Below are 16,487 nucleotides of genomic sequence, written 5' to 3'. Positions count from 1 at the left end.
CGGTCCGAGCCTCTTCTCACCGACGCCCGGCAGGCCCGGGCAGGCCCTACCCCCCTGAGGATCGTCATGAGCTCCGAGCGCACCAGCCTGTGGGGCGGCCGCTTCGCCGGCGGCCCCGCCGACGCGCTGTCCGCCCTGTCCGCGTCCACGCACTTCGACTGGCGGCTGGCACCGTACGACCTGGCCGGTTCGCGGGCGCATGCGCGGGTGCTGCACCGCGCCGGTCTGCTCCGCGACGCCGACCTGGAGACGATGCTCGGGGCGCTGCGGGAGCTCGGTGCCGACGTGGCGTCCGGGGCCTTCGTGCCCGCGCCGGCGGACGAGGACGTGCACACGGCGCTCGAGCGCGGGCTGATCGAGCGGGCCGGCGCCGACGTGGGTGGGCGGCTGCGTGCCGGTCGCTCCCGCAACGACCAGGTCGCCACGCTCGTGCGCATGTACCTGCGCGACCACGTCCGCACCATCGCCGGACTCGTCCTCGACGTCGTGGATGCCCTCGTCGCCCAGGCTGACTCGCATCCCACGACGGCGATGCCCGGGCGCACCCACCTGCAGCACGCGCAGCCGGTCCTGCTCGCCCACCACCTGCTCGCCCACGCCTGGGCGCTGCTGCGTGACGTGGAGCGGCTCGTCGACTGGGACGTCCGCGCCGCGGTGTCCCCCTACGGGTCGGGGGCGCTGGCCGGGTCCTCGCTGGGTCTGGATCCCGAGGCGGTGGCCGCCGACCTGGGTTTCGTCGCCGCCGTGGACAACTCGATCGACGGCACCGCCTCCCGGGACGTCGTTGCCGAGCTCGCGTTCGTCTGCGCGATGACCGCGGTGGACGTGTCCCGGCTCGCCGAGGAGATCGTGCTGTGGGCGACCAAGGAGTTCGGCTTCGTCACCCTCGACGACGCCTACTCGACCGGGTCGAGCATCATGCCGCAGAAGAAGAACCCCGACGTCGCCGAGCTCGCCCGCGGCAAGGCCGGTCGTCTGGTGGGTGACCTCGCCGGCCTGCTCACCACCCTCAAGGGCCTTCCGCTCGCCTACAACCGCGACCTGCAGGAGGACAAGGAGCCGGTCTTCGACGCGGTGGACACCCTGGAGCTGCTCCTGCCCGCGTTCAGCGGCCTGGTGGCGACCCTGGTGTTCCACGAGGACCGGCTGGAGTCTCTCGCCCCGCAAGGCTTCTCGCTCGCCACCGACGTCGCCGAGTGGCTGGTCCGCGAGGGCGTGCCGTTCCGGGTGGCGCACGAGGTGGCCGGGGCCTGCGTGCGGGTCTGCGAGGAGCGTGGCTGCGAGCTGTGGGACCTCACCGATGCCGACCTCGCGGGCCTCAGCGAGCACCTGACGCCGGGGGTGCGGTCGGTGCTCTCCGTCGCCGGCTCGCTCGCCTCCCGCGACGCCAAGGGCGGTACGGCTCCCGCCCGGGTGACCGAGCAGCGTGAGCTCGTCCGTGAGCGTGCCCGCGGGCTGCGGGAGTTCGCCGGCTCCACACTGCCCGTGCGGGACTGAGCCGGTCGTGCCCGACCGCGCGTTCTACGCCCGCCCGGTGCTGGAGGTGGCCCCGGAGCTGCTCGGCTGCGTGCTGCGGCACGGTCCGGTCGCCCTGCGCCTCACCGAGGTCGAGGCGTATGCCGGACCCCAGGACCCGGGGTCGCACGCCTTCCGGGGACCGACGCCCCGCACCGAGGTGATGTTCGGGCAGGCCGGTCACCTCTACGTCTACCTGTCGTACGGCATGCACCACGCGGTCAACGTCGTCACCGGTCCGACGGGCGAGGCCTCTGCAGTGCTGCTGCGTGCGGGTGAGGTGGTCAGCGGGCACGAGGTCGTGCGCGTGCGGCGAGGCCCCGGCACGAGGCCCCGGGACTGGGCTCGCGGCCCGGGCCGGCTGACCCGGGCCGTCGGGCTGGACCTCGGGCATGGCGGCCTGGACCTGGTCGCCGGGGGAGAGGTCACCCTGGAGCGAGGAGCGGCCCCGGTGGGGGAGATTCGCACCGGGCCGCGGGTGGGTGTGTCCGGCCCTGGCGGGGACGGCGAGACCTATCCCTGGCGCTTCTGGCTCGCGGACGAGCCCTCCGTGTCGACCTATCGCCCCGCGACGCCGCGGCGGCGCGGCTCGCGGACCGGGTGACGTCGCGACGCGTGGCACGTGGGTGACCGCGCGTCGACGGCTCGTCGGCACCTACTCTTGAGTCGGCAGGGAGACGACGACGGGGTCATCGGACGCCGAGTGGGAGCACAGCAGGTGAGCAACGACAGGCCGGTGTCGGCCGTGAGCGAGGCCGTGGAGACGTCACGGCTGCGGCTGCGGCCTTTCCAGGAGGACGACTTCAAGGCGGTCCGCAGCTATCTCGCGGATCCGCAGGTGATGCGCTTCGTCGACGACACGTACTCCGAGAAGCAGGTGCGGCGGTTCCTGTCCCGCTGGGTCGGGGACGACCCGCCGGTCCTCGCCCTCGTGCGCAAGTCCAAGGACCGGGTGGTGGGGCACGTGGTCTTCCACCGCTACGAGCACCCGGACGTCTACGAGATCAGCTGTGTGCTGCACGCGAAGTACCACCGGCGCGGGTACGCGTCCGAGATCGGCCGGGCGCTGCTCGACCACGCCTTCCGGGACCTGCGCGCCCACCGGGTGTTCGCGATCACCCTCGAGGGCAACACCGCCGCCGGCCGGCTGGTGAGCTCGCTGGGCATGACCCAGGAGGCCGCGCTGCGCAAGGCCACCCAGCTCGACGGGACCTGGGTGGACGAGTACCACTTCGCCATGCTGGAGGGAGATCCGTCGGCGCCGCGGCGCTGAGCGGGCGGCGCGGCCGGCGCACCCACCTGGCACGATGGTGTCGCCCCGGCGTGTGCCGGTGCGACGACGAGCAAGGAGACGAGACCTGTGAGCACGATCCTCGACGAGCTGCAGTGGCGAGGCCTGGTGGCGCAGTCCACCGACGAGGCGGCCCTGCGTCAGGCCCTCGAGGACGGACCGCTCACGGTCTACTGCGGGTTCGACCCCACGGCGCCCTCGCTCCACTTCGGCAACCTGGTCCAGCTGGTCATGCTGCGGCACCTGCAGCGGGCGGGACACCGGGTCATCGCGCTGGTGGGCGGGTCGACCGGGTTGATCGGTGATCCCCGGCCCACCTCCGAGCGGGTGCTGAAGACCAAGGAGCAGACGGCCGAGTGGACCGCCGCCATCCAGCGCCAGGTCCGCCCCTTCCTGACCTTCGAGGGGGACAACCCCGCGCTCCTGGTCAACAACCTGGACTGGACCGAGCAGATCACGGCGCTGGACTTCCTGCGTGACGTGGGCAAGCACTTCCGGGTCAACCAGATGATCAAGAAGGACGCGGTGGCTGCCCGCCTCGCCAGCGACGAGGGCATCAGCTTCACCGAGCTGAGCTACCAGATGCTCCAGGGGCTGGACTACCTCGAGCTCTACCGTCGCCACGGGTGCACCCTGCAGACGGGCGGGCAGGACCAGTGGGGCAACCTCACCGCCGGCTCCGACCTGATCCACCGGGTCGAGGGGGCGTCGGTGCACCTGCTGACGACGCCGCTCATCACCGACTCGGCGGGCAACAAGTTCGGCAAGTCCGAGGGCAACGCCGTCTGGCTGGACCCGGCGATGACCTCCCCGTACGCCTTCTACCAGTACTGGCTCAACGTCGAGGACGCCTCGGTGGTCTCCCTGCTCAAGGTCTTCACCGACCGTACGAGGGAGGAGATCGCCGACCTGGAGCGACAGGTGGCGCAGGAGCCCTTCCGGCGTACCGCCCAGCGGACCCTGGCAGCGGACGTCACGACGCTCGTGCACGGGGCCGCGGCGACGGCGTCGGTCCAGGCGGCCTCCGAGGCGCTGTTCGGCAAGGGGGACCTCGCCGCGCTGGACGAGCGGACCCTGCTGGACGCGACCGCGGAGCTGCCCGGGGGGCAGGTACGCCCCGGTGACACGGTGGTGGATGCCCTCGTCGCCTCCGGGCTGGTCGCCTCCCGCAACGAGGCCCGCCGCGCACTCAAGGACGGCGGGGCCTCGGTGAACGGCGTCAAGGTCTCCGATCCGGAGGCCACCCTGGCGCCGGGAGACTTCCTGCACGGCCGGGTGGTCCTGCTCCGTCGCGGGCGCAAGTCGATGGCAGCGGGCCGTATGCCGGACTGAGCCCACCCGTGTCGTCGGTGCGCCCCTGGTAGCCCTCCACCGGGCGGCTACCAGGGGCGCACCCGTCCTGACCAGCGGATTTGTACTCACCGGACACCTTCCCGTAATGTTCTCGATGTCGCCCGGACAGGGAGCAACGGACACCACTGCTAGCAGGGAAACCTCGCAGCGAAGTAGGCCGGTCTCGCGGACGACGACACCTCGACTGAATCAGGTCGGTTCGTCATGCCAGATGGAAGCGGAAACGCTCGATTAGGCAGAACGAAGAAGCCCTGATAAAGTAGAGGAAGAACAAGCCAAGCGCGCACCGCAGAGTGGAAACGCTCTGGTCCGAGAAGCCCAAGATCTTGTTCACAATCGAAGCCCTCATCGGCACAGTTCACCAGAACTAAGACGATGTTGCGCGTCCGATGTTTGAGAACTCAACAGCGTGCCTAAGTTTGATGCCAATTTTTTACCTCGTTTGAGGTTCCTTTGGTAGACGGACAGCAACGTCAGGTTGTTGTTCTGTTTGCTGGGATTGTACAAATTTTCTACGGAGAGTTTGATCCTGGCTCAGGACGAACGCTGGCGGCGTGCTTAACACATGCAAGTCGAACGATGAAGCCCAGCTTGCTGGGTGGATTAGTGGCGAACGGGTGAGTAACACGTGAGTAACCTGCCCTTCACTCTGGGATAACCCCGGGAAACCGGGGCTAATACTGGATACGACCTACGCAGGCATCTGCAGTGGGTGGAAAGCATTGTGGTGGAGGATGGACTCGCGGCCTATCAGCTTGTTGGTGAGGTAGTGGCTCACCAAGGCGACGACGGGTAGCCGGCCTGAGAGGGCGACCGGCCACACTGGGACTGAGACACGGCCCAGACTCCTACGGGAGGCAGCAGTGGGGAATATTGCACAATGGGCGAAAGCCTGATGCAGCGACGCCGCGTGAGGGATGAAGGCCTTCGGGTTGTAAACCTCTTTCAGCTCTGAAGAAGCGAAAGTGACGGTAGGAGCAGAAGAAGCACCGGCTAACTACGTGCCAGCAGCCGCGGTAATACGTAGGGTGCGAGCGTTGTCCGGAATTATTGGGCGTAAAGAGCTTGTAGGTGGTTTGTCGCGTCTGCGGTGAAAATCCAACGCTTAACGTTGGACTTGCCGTGGGTACGGGCAGACTAGAGTGTGGTAGGGGAGACTGGAATTCCTGGTGTAGCGGTGAAATGCGCAGATATCAGGAGGAACACCGATGGCGAAGGCAGGTCTCTGGGCCATAACTGACACTGAGAAGCGAAAGCATGGGGAGCGAACAGGATTAGATACCCTGGTAGTCCATGCCGTAAACGTTGGGCGCTAGGTGTGGGGCTCATTCCACGAGTTCCGTGCCGCAGCTAACGCATTAAGCGCCCCGCCTGGGGAGTACGGCCGCAAGGCTAAAACTCAAAGGAATTGACGGGGGCCCGCACAAGCGGCGGAGCATGCGGATTAATTCGATGCAACGCGAAGAACCTTACCAAGGCTTGACATACACCGGAAACATCCAGAGATGGGTGCCCCGCAAGGTCGGTGTACAGGTGGTGCATGGTTGTCGTCAGCTCGTGTCGTGAGATGTTGGGTTAAGTCCCGCAACGAGCGCAACCCTCGTTCTATGTTGCCAGCACGTGATGGTGGGGACTCATAGGAGACTGCCGGGGTCAACTCGGAGGAAGGTGGGGACGACGTCAAATCATCATGCCCCTTATGTCTTGGGCTTCACGCATGCTACAATGGCCGGTACAAAGGGCTGCGATACCGCGAGGTGGAGCGAATCCCAAAAAACCGGTCTCAGTTCGGATTGGGGTCTGCAACTCGACCCCATGAAGTCGGAGTCGCTAGTAATCGCAGATCAGCAACGCTGCGGTGAATACGTTCCCGGGCCTTGTACACACCGCCCGTCAAGTCACGAAAGTCGGTAACACCCGAAGCCGGTGGCCTAACCCTTGTGGGGGGAGCCGTCGAAGGTGGGACTGGCGATTGGGACTAAGTCGTAACAAGGTAGCCGTACCGGAAGGTGCGGCTGGATCACCTCCTTTCTAAGGAGCATATGCCTCTTCATCACCGAACGTGTGGTGGGGGTGCTCAAGGGTGGAACATCGAACGGATGGCGCCGGCTGGTGCTGGTGGCGAGTACGGCTCGTGGTCTCTTCGGGGATCGTGAGTGGGGAAAGCTGCTGGTGGTGGTGGGTGTCGTGGCGCGCTGTTGGGTCCTGAGACATCGGGCCGCCCCTGGTATGGGTCCTCTCTTGTGGGAGAGGGGCTCGGGGGTAGGTCGGGTTGTTTCTCCTGGACTGTCGAAGCTGCACTTTCGGGTGTGGTGAGGTGGTGGTCACGGGTTTGTGTTTTGAGAACTACACAGTGGACGCGAGCATCTTTGTGGCCAAGTTTTTAAGGGCGCACGGTGGATGCCTTGGCACCAGGAACCGATGAAGGACGTAGGAATCTGCGATAAGCCTCGGGGAGTCGATAACCAGACTGTGATCCGAGGATTTCCGAATGGGGAAACCCGGCTGGAGGTATTTCCAGTCACCTGCACCTGAATATATAGGGTGTGTGGAGGGAACGTGGGGAAGTGAAACATCTCAGTACCCACAGGAAGAGAAAACAACAGTGATTCCGTCAGTAGTGGCGAGCGAACGCGGAAGAGGCTAAACCGGTCGTGTGTGATACCTGTCAGGGGTTGCACGGTCGGGGTTGTGGGACTTTCCTACCAGCACTGACATGCTGGTGAGCAGTAAGAAATCCATGATGTAGGCGAACGGTCTTGAAAGGCCGGGCACAGAGGGTGTTACCCCCGTAGCCGAAACGTCGTGGACTGCTGGAGAGCATCCCAAGTAGCACGGGGCCCGAGAAATCCCGTGTGAATCTGGCAGGACCACCTGCTAAGCCTAAATATTCCCTGGTGACCGATAGCGGACAAGTACCGTGAGGGAAAGGTGAAAAGTACCCCGGGAGGGGAGTGAAATAGATCCTGAAACCGTGCGCTTACAATCCGTCGGAGCCTCTGTGTGGGGTGACGGCGTGCCTTTTGAAGAATGAGCCTGCGAGTTAGTGCTCAGTGGCGAGGTTAACCCGTGTGGGGAAGCCGTAGCGAAAGCGAGTCCGAACAGGGCGAATGAGTCGCTGGGTCTAGACCCGAAGCGAAGTGATCTACCCATGGCCAGGTTGAAGCGCGGGTAAGACCGCGTGGAGGACCGAACCCACCTAGGTTGAAAACTGGGGGGATGAGCTGTGGGTAGGGGTGAAAGGCCAATCAAACTTCGTGATAGCTGGTTCTCCCCGAAATGCATTTAGGTGCAGCGTCACGTGTTTCTTGCCGGAGGTAGAGCTACTGGATGGCTGATGGGCCCCACCGGGTTACTGACGTCAACCAAACTCCGAATGCCGGTAAGTGAGAGCGTGGCAGTGAGACTGCGGGGGATAAGCTCCGTAGTCGAGAGGGAAACAGCCCAGATCACCAGCTAAGGCCCCTAAGCGTGTGCTAAGTGGAAAAGGATGTGAAGTTGCTGTGACAACCAGGAGGTTGGCTTAGAAGCAGCCACCCTTTAAAGAGTGCGTAATAGCTCACTGGTCAAGTGATTTTGCGCCGACAATGTAGCGGGGCTCAAGCACACCGCCGAAGCTGTGGCATTGACACATTGCCAAGCCCTTGTGGTTCAGGCGTGTTGATGGGTAGGGGAGCGTCGTGTGGCGGGTGAAGCGGCGGAGTGATCCAGCCGTGGACGCCACACGAGTGAGAATGCAGGCATGAGTAGCGAATGACGGGTGAGAAACCCGTCCGCCGAATAACCAAGGGTTCCAGGGTCAAGCTAATCTGCCCTGGGTAAGTCGGGACCTAAGGCGAGGCCGACAGGCGTAGTCGATGGACATCCGGTTGATATTCCGGAACCGGCGCAGTACCGCCCCTAGCGAGGCTGGTGATACTAAACCTGGTGAAGCGGCTCTAACCACCTTCGGGTGGGTGAGTCGCGGATGAGGTGACCTGAGCCAGTAGTAGTTAAGCGATGGAGTGACGCAGGAAGGTAGCCTCCGCGTGGCGATGGTTGTCCACGTCTAAGGATGTAGGCCGGCATGTAGGCAAATCCGCATGCCATGGGGCTGAGATCTGATAGTGACCGCGTATGCGGGAAGAGGGTGATCCTATGCTGCCTAGAAAAGCTTCTAGCGAGGGACTGAGCCGCCCGTACCCCAAACCGACTCAGGTGGTTAGGTAGAGAATACCAAGGCGATCGAGTGAATCGTGGTTAAGGAATTCGGCAAAATGCCCCCGTAACTTCGGGAGAAGGGGGGCCATGATCGTGACGCACCTTGCGTGTCGAGCGTGAGTGGCCGCAGAGACCAGGGGGAAGCGACTGTTTACTAAAAACACAGGTCCGTGCGAAGAAGTAATTCGATGTATACGGACTGACGCCTGCCCGGTGCTGGAACGTTAAGGGGACCGGTTAGCCTCACGGCGAAGCTGAGAACTTAAGCGCCAGTAAACGGCGGTGGTAACTATAACCATCCTAAGGTAGCGAAATTCCTTGTCGGGTAAGTTCCGACCTGCACGAATGGCGTAACGACTTCCCTACTGTCTCAACCGCGAACTCGGCGAAATTGCACTACGAGTAAAGATGCTCGTTACGCGCAGCAGGACGGAAAGACCCCGGGACCTTTACTATAGCTTGGTATTGGTGTTCGGTACGGCTTGTGTAGGATAGGTGGGAGACTGTGAAGCATGCACGCCAGTGTGTGTGGAGTCAACGTTGAAATACCACTCTGGTCGTTCTGGATATCTAACCTCGGTCCGTGATCCGGATCAGGGACAGTGCCTGGTGGGTAGTTTAACTGGGGCGGTTGCCTCCTAAAGGGTAACGGAGGCGCCCAAAGGTTCCCTCAGCCTGGTTGGCAATCAGGTTTCGAGTGTAAGTGCACAAGGGAGCTTGACTGTGAGACAGACATGTCGAGCAGGGACGAAAGTCGGGACTAGTGACCCGGCGGTGGCTTGTGGAAGCGCCGTCGCTCAACGGATAAAAGGTACCCCGGGGATAACAGGCTGATCTTGCCCAAGAGTTCATATCGACGGCATGGTTTGGCACCTCGATGTCGGCTCGTCGCATCCTGGGGCTGGAGTAGGTCCCAAGGGTTGGGCTGTTCGCCCATTAAAGCGGTACGCGAGCTGGGTTTAGAACGTCGTGAGACAGTTCGGTCCCTATCCGCTGTGCGCGTAGGAAACTTGAGAAGGGCTGTCCCTAGTACGAGAGGACCGGGATGGACGAACCTCTGGTGTGTCAGTTGTTCTGCCAAGAGCACCGCTGATTAGCTACGTTCGGGAGTGATAACCGCTGAAAGCATCTAAGCGGGAAGCACGCTTCAAGATGAGGTTTCCATGCCCCTAGAGGGTGAGAGGCTCCCAGCTAGACTACTGGGTTGATAGGCCGGACGTGGAAGCACGGCAACGTGTGGAGCTGACCGGTACTAATAAGCCGATAACTTGACCCGAAGATCGCTCGCGTCCACTGTGTAGCTCCCGACACACAAACCCTATGGTTTGTTGACATGTCGATAGAGTTACGGCGGTCATAGCGTAAGGGAAACGCCCGGTCCCATTCCGAACCCGGAAGCTAAGCCTTACAGCGCCGATGGTACTGCACTGGTGACGGTGTGGGAGAGTAGGACGCCGCCGGACAACCATTCACGTGTAGCCCCCAACCACCGGTTGGGGGCTACACGCATATCTACACCTTTCCCCGGTCGACGGTCTTGTTGCCGACGGCTGGGGCATACTCGTGTCCGTACCCATCTGCATAGAGACTTGGCCGGCCTTCCGGGCCGGCGACGTGAGGAGAATCCGATGAGCGATGACGCGCACGAGAGCGAGTCGGGACGACCGCGTCGCCAACCAGGGCGCGGAGAGCGACGAACTGACGACCGCGACCAGCACTCGGCCCGGGGGGACCGCGACCAGCACTCGGCCCGGGGGGACCGTGGCGGTGATCAGGGTGGGCGCCGGCCGTACCAGTCCAGGGACCAGCGCGGGGGCCGCCCGTCGTACGACGGGCACGACCGTGGCGAACGCCGCCCCTACCCGGGTCGCGACGAGCGCCCCGCGTACGGCCGAGATGACCGGGACGAGCGCCGCTCCCGGTTCCGGGACGAGCCGCGGGGGCGCCCGTCCTACGGACGGGACGGTCGTCGTTCTGACGAGCCGCGGGACGACCGTGGCGAACGCCGCCCCTACCCAGGTCGCAACGACCGGGACGACCGCGGTGGCCGCCCGTCGTACGACCGGGACGAGCGGTCCCGCAGCGGGGATCGCCTGAGCTTCGGGGATCGCCGCGGACATGCTCCCCGTGGCGGACAGGGACCGAGGGGGATGCGGTTCGCCGACCGCGACGGGCGACGCTCCGGGCCGCAGGACGAGGAACGCCACTCCGGCTCCCGGCTGGTGCGCCTGGAGGGCCGCAAGCTCGAACCGCTGATCGACGAGGACGTCACCGGCTTCGAGCTCGAGCGCTCCGTCAAGAACCAGCTGCGCACCCTGAGCAAGGAGAACGCCGAAGGGGTGGGTCAGCACCTGGTGATGGCCGCGCGGCTGCTCGGCGTCGACGACGACAAGGCTCTGGAGCACGCCGAGACCGCGGTCCGGCGAGCCGGGCGGGTCCCGGCGGTGCGTGAGGCCCTCGGCCTGGTCCTCTACCGCCGGCAGGAGTGGGCCAAGGCTCTCGCCGAGTTCCGGACCGCCCGCCGACTGTCAGGCTCGCACCACCTGCTTCCCTTCATGGTCGACTGCGAGCGGGGACTGGGTCGGCTGGACAAGGCGCTCGAGCTGGCGACGTCCCCGGACGCGCAGAGCCTGCCCCAGGAGGACCGGATCGAGCTGCTGATCGTCGTCTCCGGGGTCCGACGGGATCTGGGGCAGCTCGACGCCGCGAAGGTCGAGCTCGAGGTCCCGGCCCTGCGTCACGGGATGAACCGACCCTGGTATGCCCGGCTGGCCTATGCCTACGCGGATGCGCTGCTGGCGCTGGGCGACGAGGACGGCGCCGTCGAGTGGTTCCACCGAGCAGCCCAGACCGACCAGGAAGGCAAGACCGACGCCGACGAGCGTCTGGCCGACCTTGAGGGCTTCACCTTCACCGACCTCCTGGAGGGCGAGGAGGAGTGCGAGGAGGAGGACGGCACGGGTGCCCGCGAGGACGGGGCCGACCATCGCAAGACGCCCGGAGGCGGAACGCAGACCGAGGCCCAGGATCCCCGCGGCGCGCCCGCCGGGACCACCGAGGCCGGCCATGGCAGCCAGGGCCGCGAGCCGGCCCGGAGCGATGCGGGCGCCGGGTCGACCGAGGAGGTGGACCGGGGCCACGCCACGCGGGACCCGGGGCCGGGCGACGAGGCGACCGGACCGCGTGGGGGAGATGGCCGATGAGCGAAGGCTCGCTGCTGGACACCTGCTCCGGCCTGGTCGTCGACCTCGACGGCGTGGTCTACCGCGGGGCGGAGGCCGTGCCGCATGCGGTCGACGCGCTCAACCTCGCCGCCGACCGAGGTCTTCCGGTCATGTATGCCACCAACAACGCCGGCCGCCCGGCCGCGGAGGTCGCGTCCCACCTGACCGAGCTGGGTGTCCGCACGGATGCCGAGCACGTGGTCACCAGCGCCCAGGCCGGGGCGGCCCTGCTCGCCGAGCAGCTGCGGCCCGGCGAGGTGGTGCTCGCCGTGGGCGGGCCGGGTGTCGCCCTGGCGTTGCGCCAGGTGGGGCTGGCGCCGGTCACCCCCCAGCAGCGCATCGACGACCCCGCCGTCGCCGAGCAGATCACCGCCGTGCTGCAGGGCTACGGGACCGAGCTGACCTGGACGGACCTCAAGGAGGCGGCCTACGCCGTCACCGCCGGGGCCGTCTGGATGGCGACCAACGTCGACTTGACGATCCCCACCGACCGGGGTATCGCCCCAGGCAACGGCTCCGCCGTCGCCGCGGTGCGCAACGCCGTGGGCCAGGAGCCGCAGGTGGCGGGCAAGCCCCACCCGCCGCTGTACACCCGCTGCGCGGACCGCGCCGGCGGGGACGTGACCACGATGCTGGCCGTCGGCGACCGCCTGGACACGGACATCGAGGGCGCGAACCGGACGGGCATGCCCAGCCTGCACGTGCTCACGGGGGTGGACGGGCCGCCGGCCCTCGCCGAGGCCGAGCAGCTGCTCCGGCCGACATACCTGGGCCTGGACCTGCGAGCGCTGCAGGAGCCGTATGTCGCACCGTCGGTGGACGGCACCGACACGGCCACGTGCGGCGAGGCCACCGCACGACTGGACGGCGACGCGCTGGAGGTGTCTGGTGGTTCGCCGATCGAGCAGGTCCGCGCCGCGGTGACGCTCGTGTGGGCGGCGACCGACGCGAAGCGGCTCACGGTGCCGTTGCCGGAGGGCGTGCGCGCCACCCTGCAGCGGATCGACCCGCGCTGAACGGCGCCCGACGGTGCTCGAGCCGGCGAGGCCGGTCGGCCTCGCCGGCCGGTGCGCCTGTCCACCCAGGGTATGTCGGTCGCCGCGACTAGGGTGGCGGCAGCAGGCACACCCCTGGCCACGCAGCGAGAGGCAGCGACATGACCGGTGAGATCGACGTCCCGACGCCGGCGTCCCTCGGGTCCGGGGGAGGGCCCGACCCTGCTGTCGAGAGTGCCCTGCGTGAGCTCGAGCTCGCCGCCGAGGGCGAGGACGGGCAGGCGCAGATCGAGGCCGCCGCCCGGGTCCACCAGGTGCTGCAGGGACGGCTCTCCGGGGTCGCGGGCGCCTGACGCCGCGACCGGGCGAGCAGGCAGGACGAGCAGGCAGGAGCGCGCGATGACGGACCAGGGGCCGACCACCAGCACCCCCGTGCGTCTGGACGTCGCCCTCGTCCGCCGCGGTCTGGCCCGCTCACGAGGACAGGCCCGGGAGCTGGTCGACGCCGGGCGGGTGCGGCTGCGTGGCGCGACGTGCACCCGACCCGCCTCACCCGTGGCGCCGCACGACGACGTCGCCTTGGAGGGCGAGCGGGACCCGTGGGTGAGCCGGGCCGCCCACAAGCTGCTCGCGGCGCTCGAGGCCTTCCCCCAGGTGCGGGTCGAGGGCCGTCGCTGCATCGACGTGGGTGCCAGCACCGGCGGCTTCACCCAGGTGCTGCTCGCCCGTGGCGCCGCGGGCGTGTGCGCGCTCGACGTGGGCCACGGTCAGCTCGCCCCGACGGTTGCCGCCGACCCCCGGGTGGTCGAGCGGAGCGGGCTGTCCGTCCGCGATGCGGAGCCGGAGCCGCTCGGTGGCCCCTTCCACCTGCTGGTCACCGACCTGAGCTTCATCTCCCTGACCCTGGTCGCCGAGCGGCTCGCCGAGCTCGTGGTCCTGGGCGGGGACCTGGTGGCGCTGATCAAGCCGCAGTTCGAGGTCGGGCGGGGACGGCTGGGCAAGGGCGGCGTCGTCCGCGACGCCGGGCACCGGCAGGAGGCGATCGAGTCGGTGCTGACGTCGCTCGCGGCTGCCGGGCTGCAGGTGCGTGATCTCGCCGCCAGCCCCGTCCTCGGCACCGACGGCAACAGCGAATACCTTGTGTGGTGCGTGCGTTCCCCCGGCGCGCGCCACGACCCGGCCGCGTGGACCGCGCGTGCCCGCCGACTCGCACAGCGAGGAGCCACCCCGTGAGCCGCAGGATCCTGCTCGTCGTCCACCATCGGCGAGCCGAGGCCCGCCAGCTCGCGCGCACGCTCGCCGAGCACCTCGCCGCGGCAGGGATCACCCCGGCGGTCGACGTGGCGGACCGCGAGGCGCTGGACCACGACCTCGGTGGTCTGGCCACCTGGGTCAGGCTCGACCAGATGCGCGACTGCGAGCTGGTCTGCGTCCTCGGCGGGGACGGCACCATCCTGCGGGGGGCCGAGCTGGCCAGACCGTGGGGGACGCCCGTCCTGGGCGTCAACCTGGGGCACGTAGGCTTCCTGGCGGAGGCGGAGCGGGAGCACTTCGCCGACGTCGTCGAGCGCATCCTCGCCCACGACTACGCCGTCGAGGAGCGGCTGACCCTCGAGGTGGTGGCGCACGTCGGTGATCGGGAGCTGATCCGCACCTGGGCGCTCAACGAGGCGGCCGTCGAGAAGGCCTCGCGCCAGCGCATGCTCGAGCTCGTGCTGGGCATCGACGGCCGACCGCTGTCGACGTGGGGCTGCGACGGCGTGGTGATGGCGACACCGACCGGCTCCACGGCGTACGCCTTCTCCGCCGGCGGCCCCGTCGTGTGGCCCTCGCTGGCCGCCATGCTCGTGGTGCCCCTCTCGGCCCACGCGTTGTTCGCCCGGCCCCTGGTGCTGTCGCCCGACGCCGAGGTGTCGGTGGAGCTGCTGCCCGACCAGGAGGGCTCCGGGATCCTGTGGTGCGACGGCCGACGCTCGCTGGACCTGCCGCAGGGGGCGCGCGTCGAGGTGCACCGCAGCGCCACGCCGGTGCGGCTGGCGCGGCTCTCGGCGGCGCCCTTCACCGATCGCCTCGTCCGCAAATTCGACCTGTCCGTCGCCGGCTGGCGCGGCCGCGGTCCCCAACAAGGAGGCTGACCATGCTGCGCGACATCACGATCCGCGACCTGGGCATCATCGACGAGGCCGTTCTGGAGCTGTCGCCGGGCCTCAACGTCGTCACCGGTGAGACCGGAGCGGGCAAGACGATGGTAGTGACCGGCCTGGGGCTGCTGCTCGGCGGCCGCGCCGACGCAGACCTGGTGCGCGCCGGGTCGGACCGGCTGAGCGTCGAAGGGATCGCCGAGCTCGCCCACGACCACCCGGCCGTCGTCCGCGCGGTCGAGGCGGGCGCCGAGGTGGACGAGGGTCTCGTCCTCGCCCGGACGGTCGCGGCCCAGGGCCGGTCCCGCGCCCACCTGGGGGGCCGCACCGTCCCCGTCGGGGTGCTGGCCAAGGTGGGGGAACGGCTCGTCGCCGTGCACGGCCAGGCCGATCAATGGCGCCTGCGCTCAGCCGAGGAGCACCGCGTGGTGCTGGACGGCTTCGAGCCCCGCGTCGGCGAGCTGCTCGCGGCATACCAGCAGACCTATGACGAGCACCACCGTCTCGTCGCCGAGCTCCAGCAGCTGCGCGCCGCCGCCCGCGAGCGGGCCCGCGAGGCCGACGCCCTGCGGGTCGCGCTGGAGGAGATCGAGGCCGTCGACCCGCAGCCGGGCGAGGACGAGGAGCTGCGCCTGGAGGGCGACCGGCTCGCGCACGCCGACGCCCTGCGCGACGGCGCCTCCCGCGCGCACGTCCTCCTGTCCGGCGACGAGCAGGCCTGGGAGGCCGGTGCCCAGGGAGCCCTGGCCGCGATCGGGGAGGCCGTGACCGCCCTGGAGCCGTGGACGGCACACGACCCGGCGCTGGCCGAGCTGCACAAGCGGCTCGCCGACCTGAGCTATCTCGCGTCCGACCTGACGACCGACCTCGCGGGCTACCTGGCGGACGTCGACGTCGATCCGGCGCGCCTCGCCCAGGTCCAGGTGCGCCGCGCGGCGCTCGGGCGGCTGCAGCGTAAGTACGGCGAGACGGTCGAGGACGTGCTCGCCTGGGCCCAGGAGTCCAGTCGCACGCTGCTCACCCTCGAGGGAGCCGACGCCCGGATCGAGGAGATCGAGGCGCGCCTGGCCGAGCTCACGCCGCGCCTGGGCGCCCAGGGGGCCGCGCTGCACGACGCCCGGGGCGACGCCGCGCAGCGCCTCGGGTCGGCGGTCACCACCGAGCTCGGCCGGCTGGCCATGCCCCGAGCCCGGCTCGTCGTGGGCGTCACGACCCAGGCCCACGAGCACGGGCTGGAGCTGCCGTCAGGAGAACGGGTGAGATACTCCCGCAACGGGATCGACGAGGTGGAGATCGCTCTCGCGGCCAACGCCGGCGCTCCGCCCCGCAGCGTCACCAAGGCGGCCTCCGGCGGTGAGCTCTCCCGTGTCATGCTCGCCCTGGAGGTCGCCACCCACGGGGGCTCCACCGTGCCGACGTTCGTCTTCGACGAGGTCGACGCCGGCATCGGCGGCAAGGCCGGGGTGGAGGTGGGGGCCCGCCTGGCCGAGCTGGCGCGCACCGCCCAGGTGATCGTGGTGACGCACCTGGCGCAGGTCGCGGCCTACGCCGACCGGCACCTGGTGGTGCGCAAGGCCGACGACGGGCAGGTCGCCGCCAGCGGCATCGTGGAGGTGACCGGGCAGGAGCGGGTCCGCGAGCTGGCCCGGATGATGAGCGGCGACGACGGTCCCGCCGCGACCGAGCACGCGCAGCAGCTGCTGGACAGCGCCCGGGGAGCCGGGGCGCGCGAGGGAGGCCGGCGGAGACGCTGAGGCCGCCCTGCCGC

The 16,487-nt window shown here is 67.9% G+C and carries 10 protein-coding genes and 3 rRNA genes; all 13 read left to right on the top strand.

The features are described 5' to 3' along the window. The first annotated feature begins 66 nt into the window (after positions 1–66). Positions 67–1,497 (top strand): argininosuccinate lyase, encoded by a 1,431-nt coding sequence (gene argH / locus ACK2IS_RS10220; RefSeq protein WP_409483225.1) that lies wholly within the window; start codon positions 67–69, stop codon positions 1,495–1,497. A gap of 7 nt (positions 1,498–1,504) precedes the next feature. After that, on the top strand, positions 1,505–2,119 hold the full coding sequence (locus tag ACK2IS_RS10215; protein WP_409483224.1) for a DNA-3-methyladenine glycosylase: 615 nt from the start codon (positions 1,505–1,507) through the stop codon (positions 2,117–2,119). Between the two features lie 114 nt (positions 2,120–2,233). Continuing rightward, a complete protein-coding gene (locus ACK2IS_RS10210; protein ID WP_409483223.1) occupies positions 2,234–2,788 on the top strand; it encodes a GNAT family N-acetyltransferase in 555 nt (184 codons plus the stop codon). Between the two features lie 87 nt (positions 2,789–2,875). Next, a complete protein-coding gene (tyrS, locus tag ACK2IS_RS10205; protein WP_409483222.1) occupies positions 2,876–4,138 on the top strand; it encodes a tyrosine--tRNA ligase in 1,263 nt (420 codons plus the stop codon). 532 nt (positions 4,139–4,670) lie between these two features. After that, a 16S ribosomal RNA gene (locus tag ACK2IS_RS10200) occupies positions 4,671–6,190 on the top strand. Positions 6,191–6,532: 342 nt separating this feature from the next. Next, positions 6,533–9,635 (top strand): 23S ribosomal RNA (locus ACK2IS_RS10195). A gap of 70 nt (positions 9,636–9,705) precedes the next feature. Continuing rightward, a 5S ribosomal RNA gene (rrf, locus tag ACK2IS_RS10190) occupies positions 9,706–9,822 on the top strand. Together the 16S, 23S and 5S rRNA genes form the textbook arrangement of a ribosomal RNA operon. A 687-nt stretch (positions 9,823–10,509) precedes the next feature. Beyond that, positions 10,510–11,562: a tetratricopeptide repeat protein gene (locus ACK2IS_RS10185; RefSeq protein ID WP_409483221.1), complete on the top strand. Its 1,053-nt coding sequence runs from the start codon at positions 10,510–10,512 to the stop codon at positions 11,560–11,562. Next, positions 11,559–12,599 (top strand): HAD-IIA family hydrolase, encoded by a 1,041-nt coding sequence (locus ACK2IS_RS10180; protein ID WP_409483220.1) that lies wholly within the window; start codon positions 11,559–11,561, stop codon positions 12,597–12,599. Before ACK2IS_RS10185 ends, ACK2IS_RS10180 begins: the two co-directional genes overlap by 4 nt. Before the next feature lie 140 nt (positions 12,600–12,739). Beyond that, positions 12,740–12,931, top strand: coding sequence for a hypothetical protein (locus ACK2IS_RS10175; RefSeq protein ID WP_409483219.1), 192 nt, complete (start codon positions 12,740–12,742; stop codon positions 12,929–12,931). Between the two features lie 46 nt (positions 12,932–12,977). Further along, the gene (locus ACK2IS_RS10170) at positions 12,978–13,811 is read left to right on the top strand and encodes a TlyA family RNA methyltransferase (RefSeq protein WP_409483218.1); all 834 of its coding nucleotides are present in this window, start codon (positions 12,978–12,980) and stop codon (positions 13,809–13,811) included. Further along, positions 13,808–14,713 (top strand): NAD kinase, encoded by a 906-nt coding sequence (locus ACK2IS_RS10165; RefSeq protein ID WP_409483217.1) that lies wholly within the window; start codon positions 13,808–13,810, stop codon positions 14,711–14,713. The genes ACK2IS_RS10170 and ACK2IS_RS10165 overlap by 4 nt, the downstream gene beginning before the upstream one ends. Before the next feature lie 2 nt (positions 14,714–14,715). Continuing rightward, positions 14,716–16,473, top strand: a complete 1,758-nt coding sequence (recN, locus tag ACK2IS_RS10160) for a DNA repair protein RecN (protein ID WP_409483216.1) — start codon at positions 14,716–14,718, stop codon at positions 16,471–16,473. Positions 16,474–16,487 lie beyond the last annotated feature (14 nt).

This window comes from Arsenicicoccus dermatophilus, assembly GCF_046267915.1.
GTDB lineage: Bacteria > Actinomycetota > Actinomycetes > Actinomycetales > Dermatophilaceae > Arsenicicoccus > Arsenicicoccus dermatophilus_A.
This window is presented reverse-complemented; position numbering and strand designations above follow the sequence as displayed.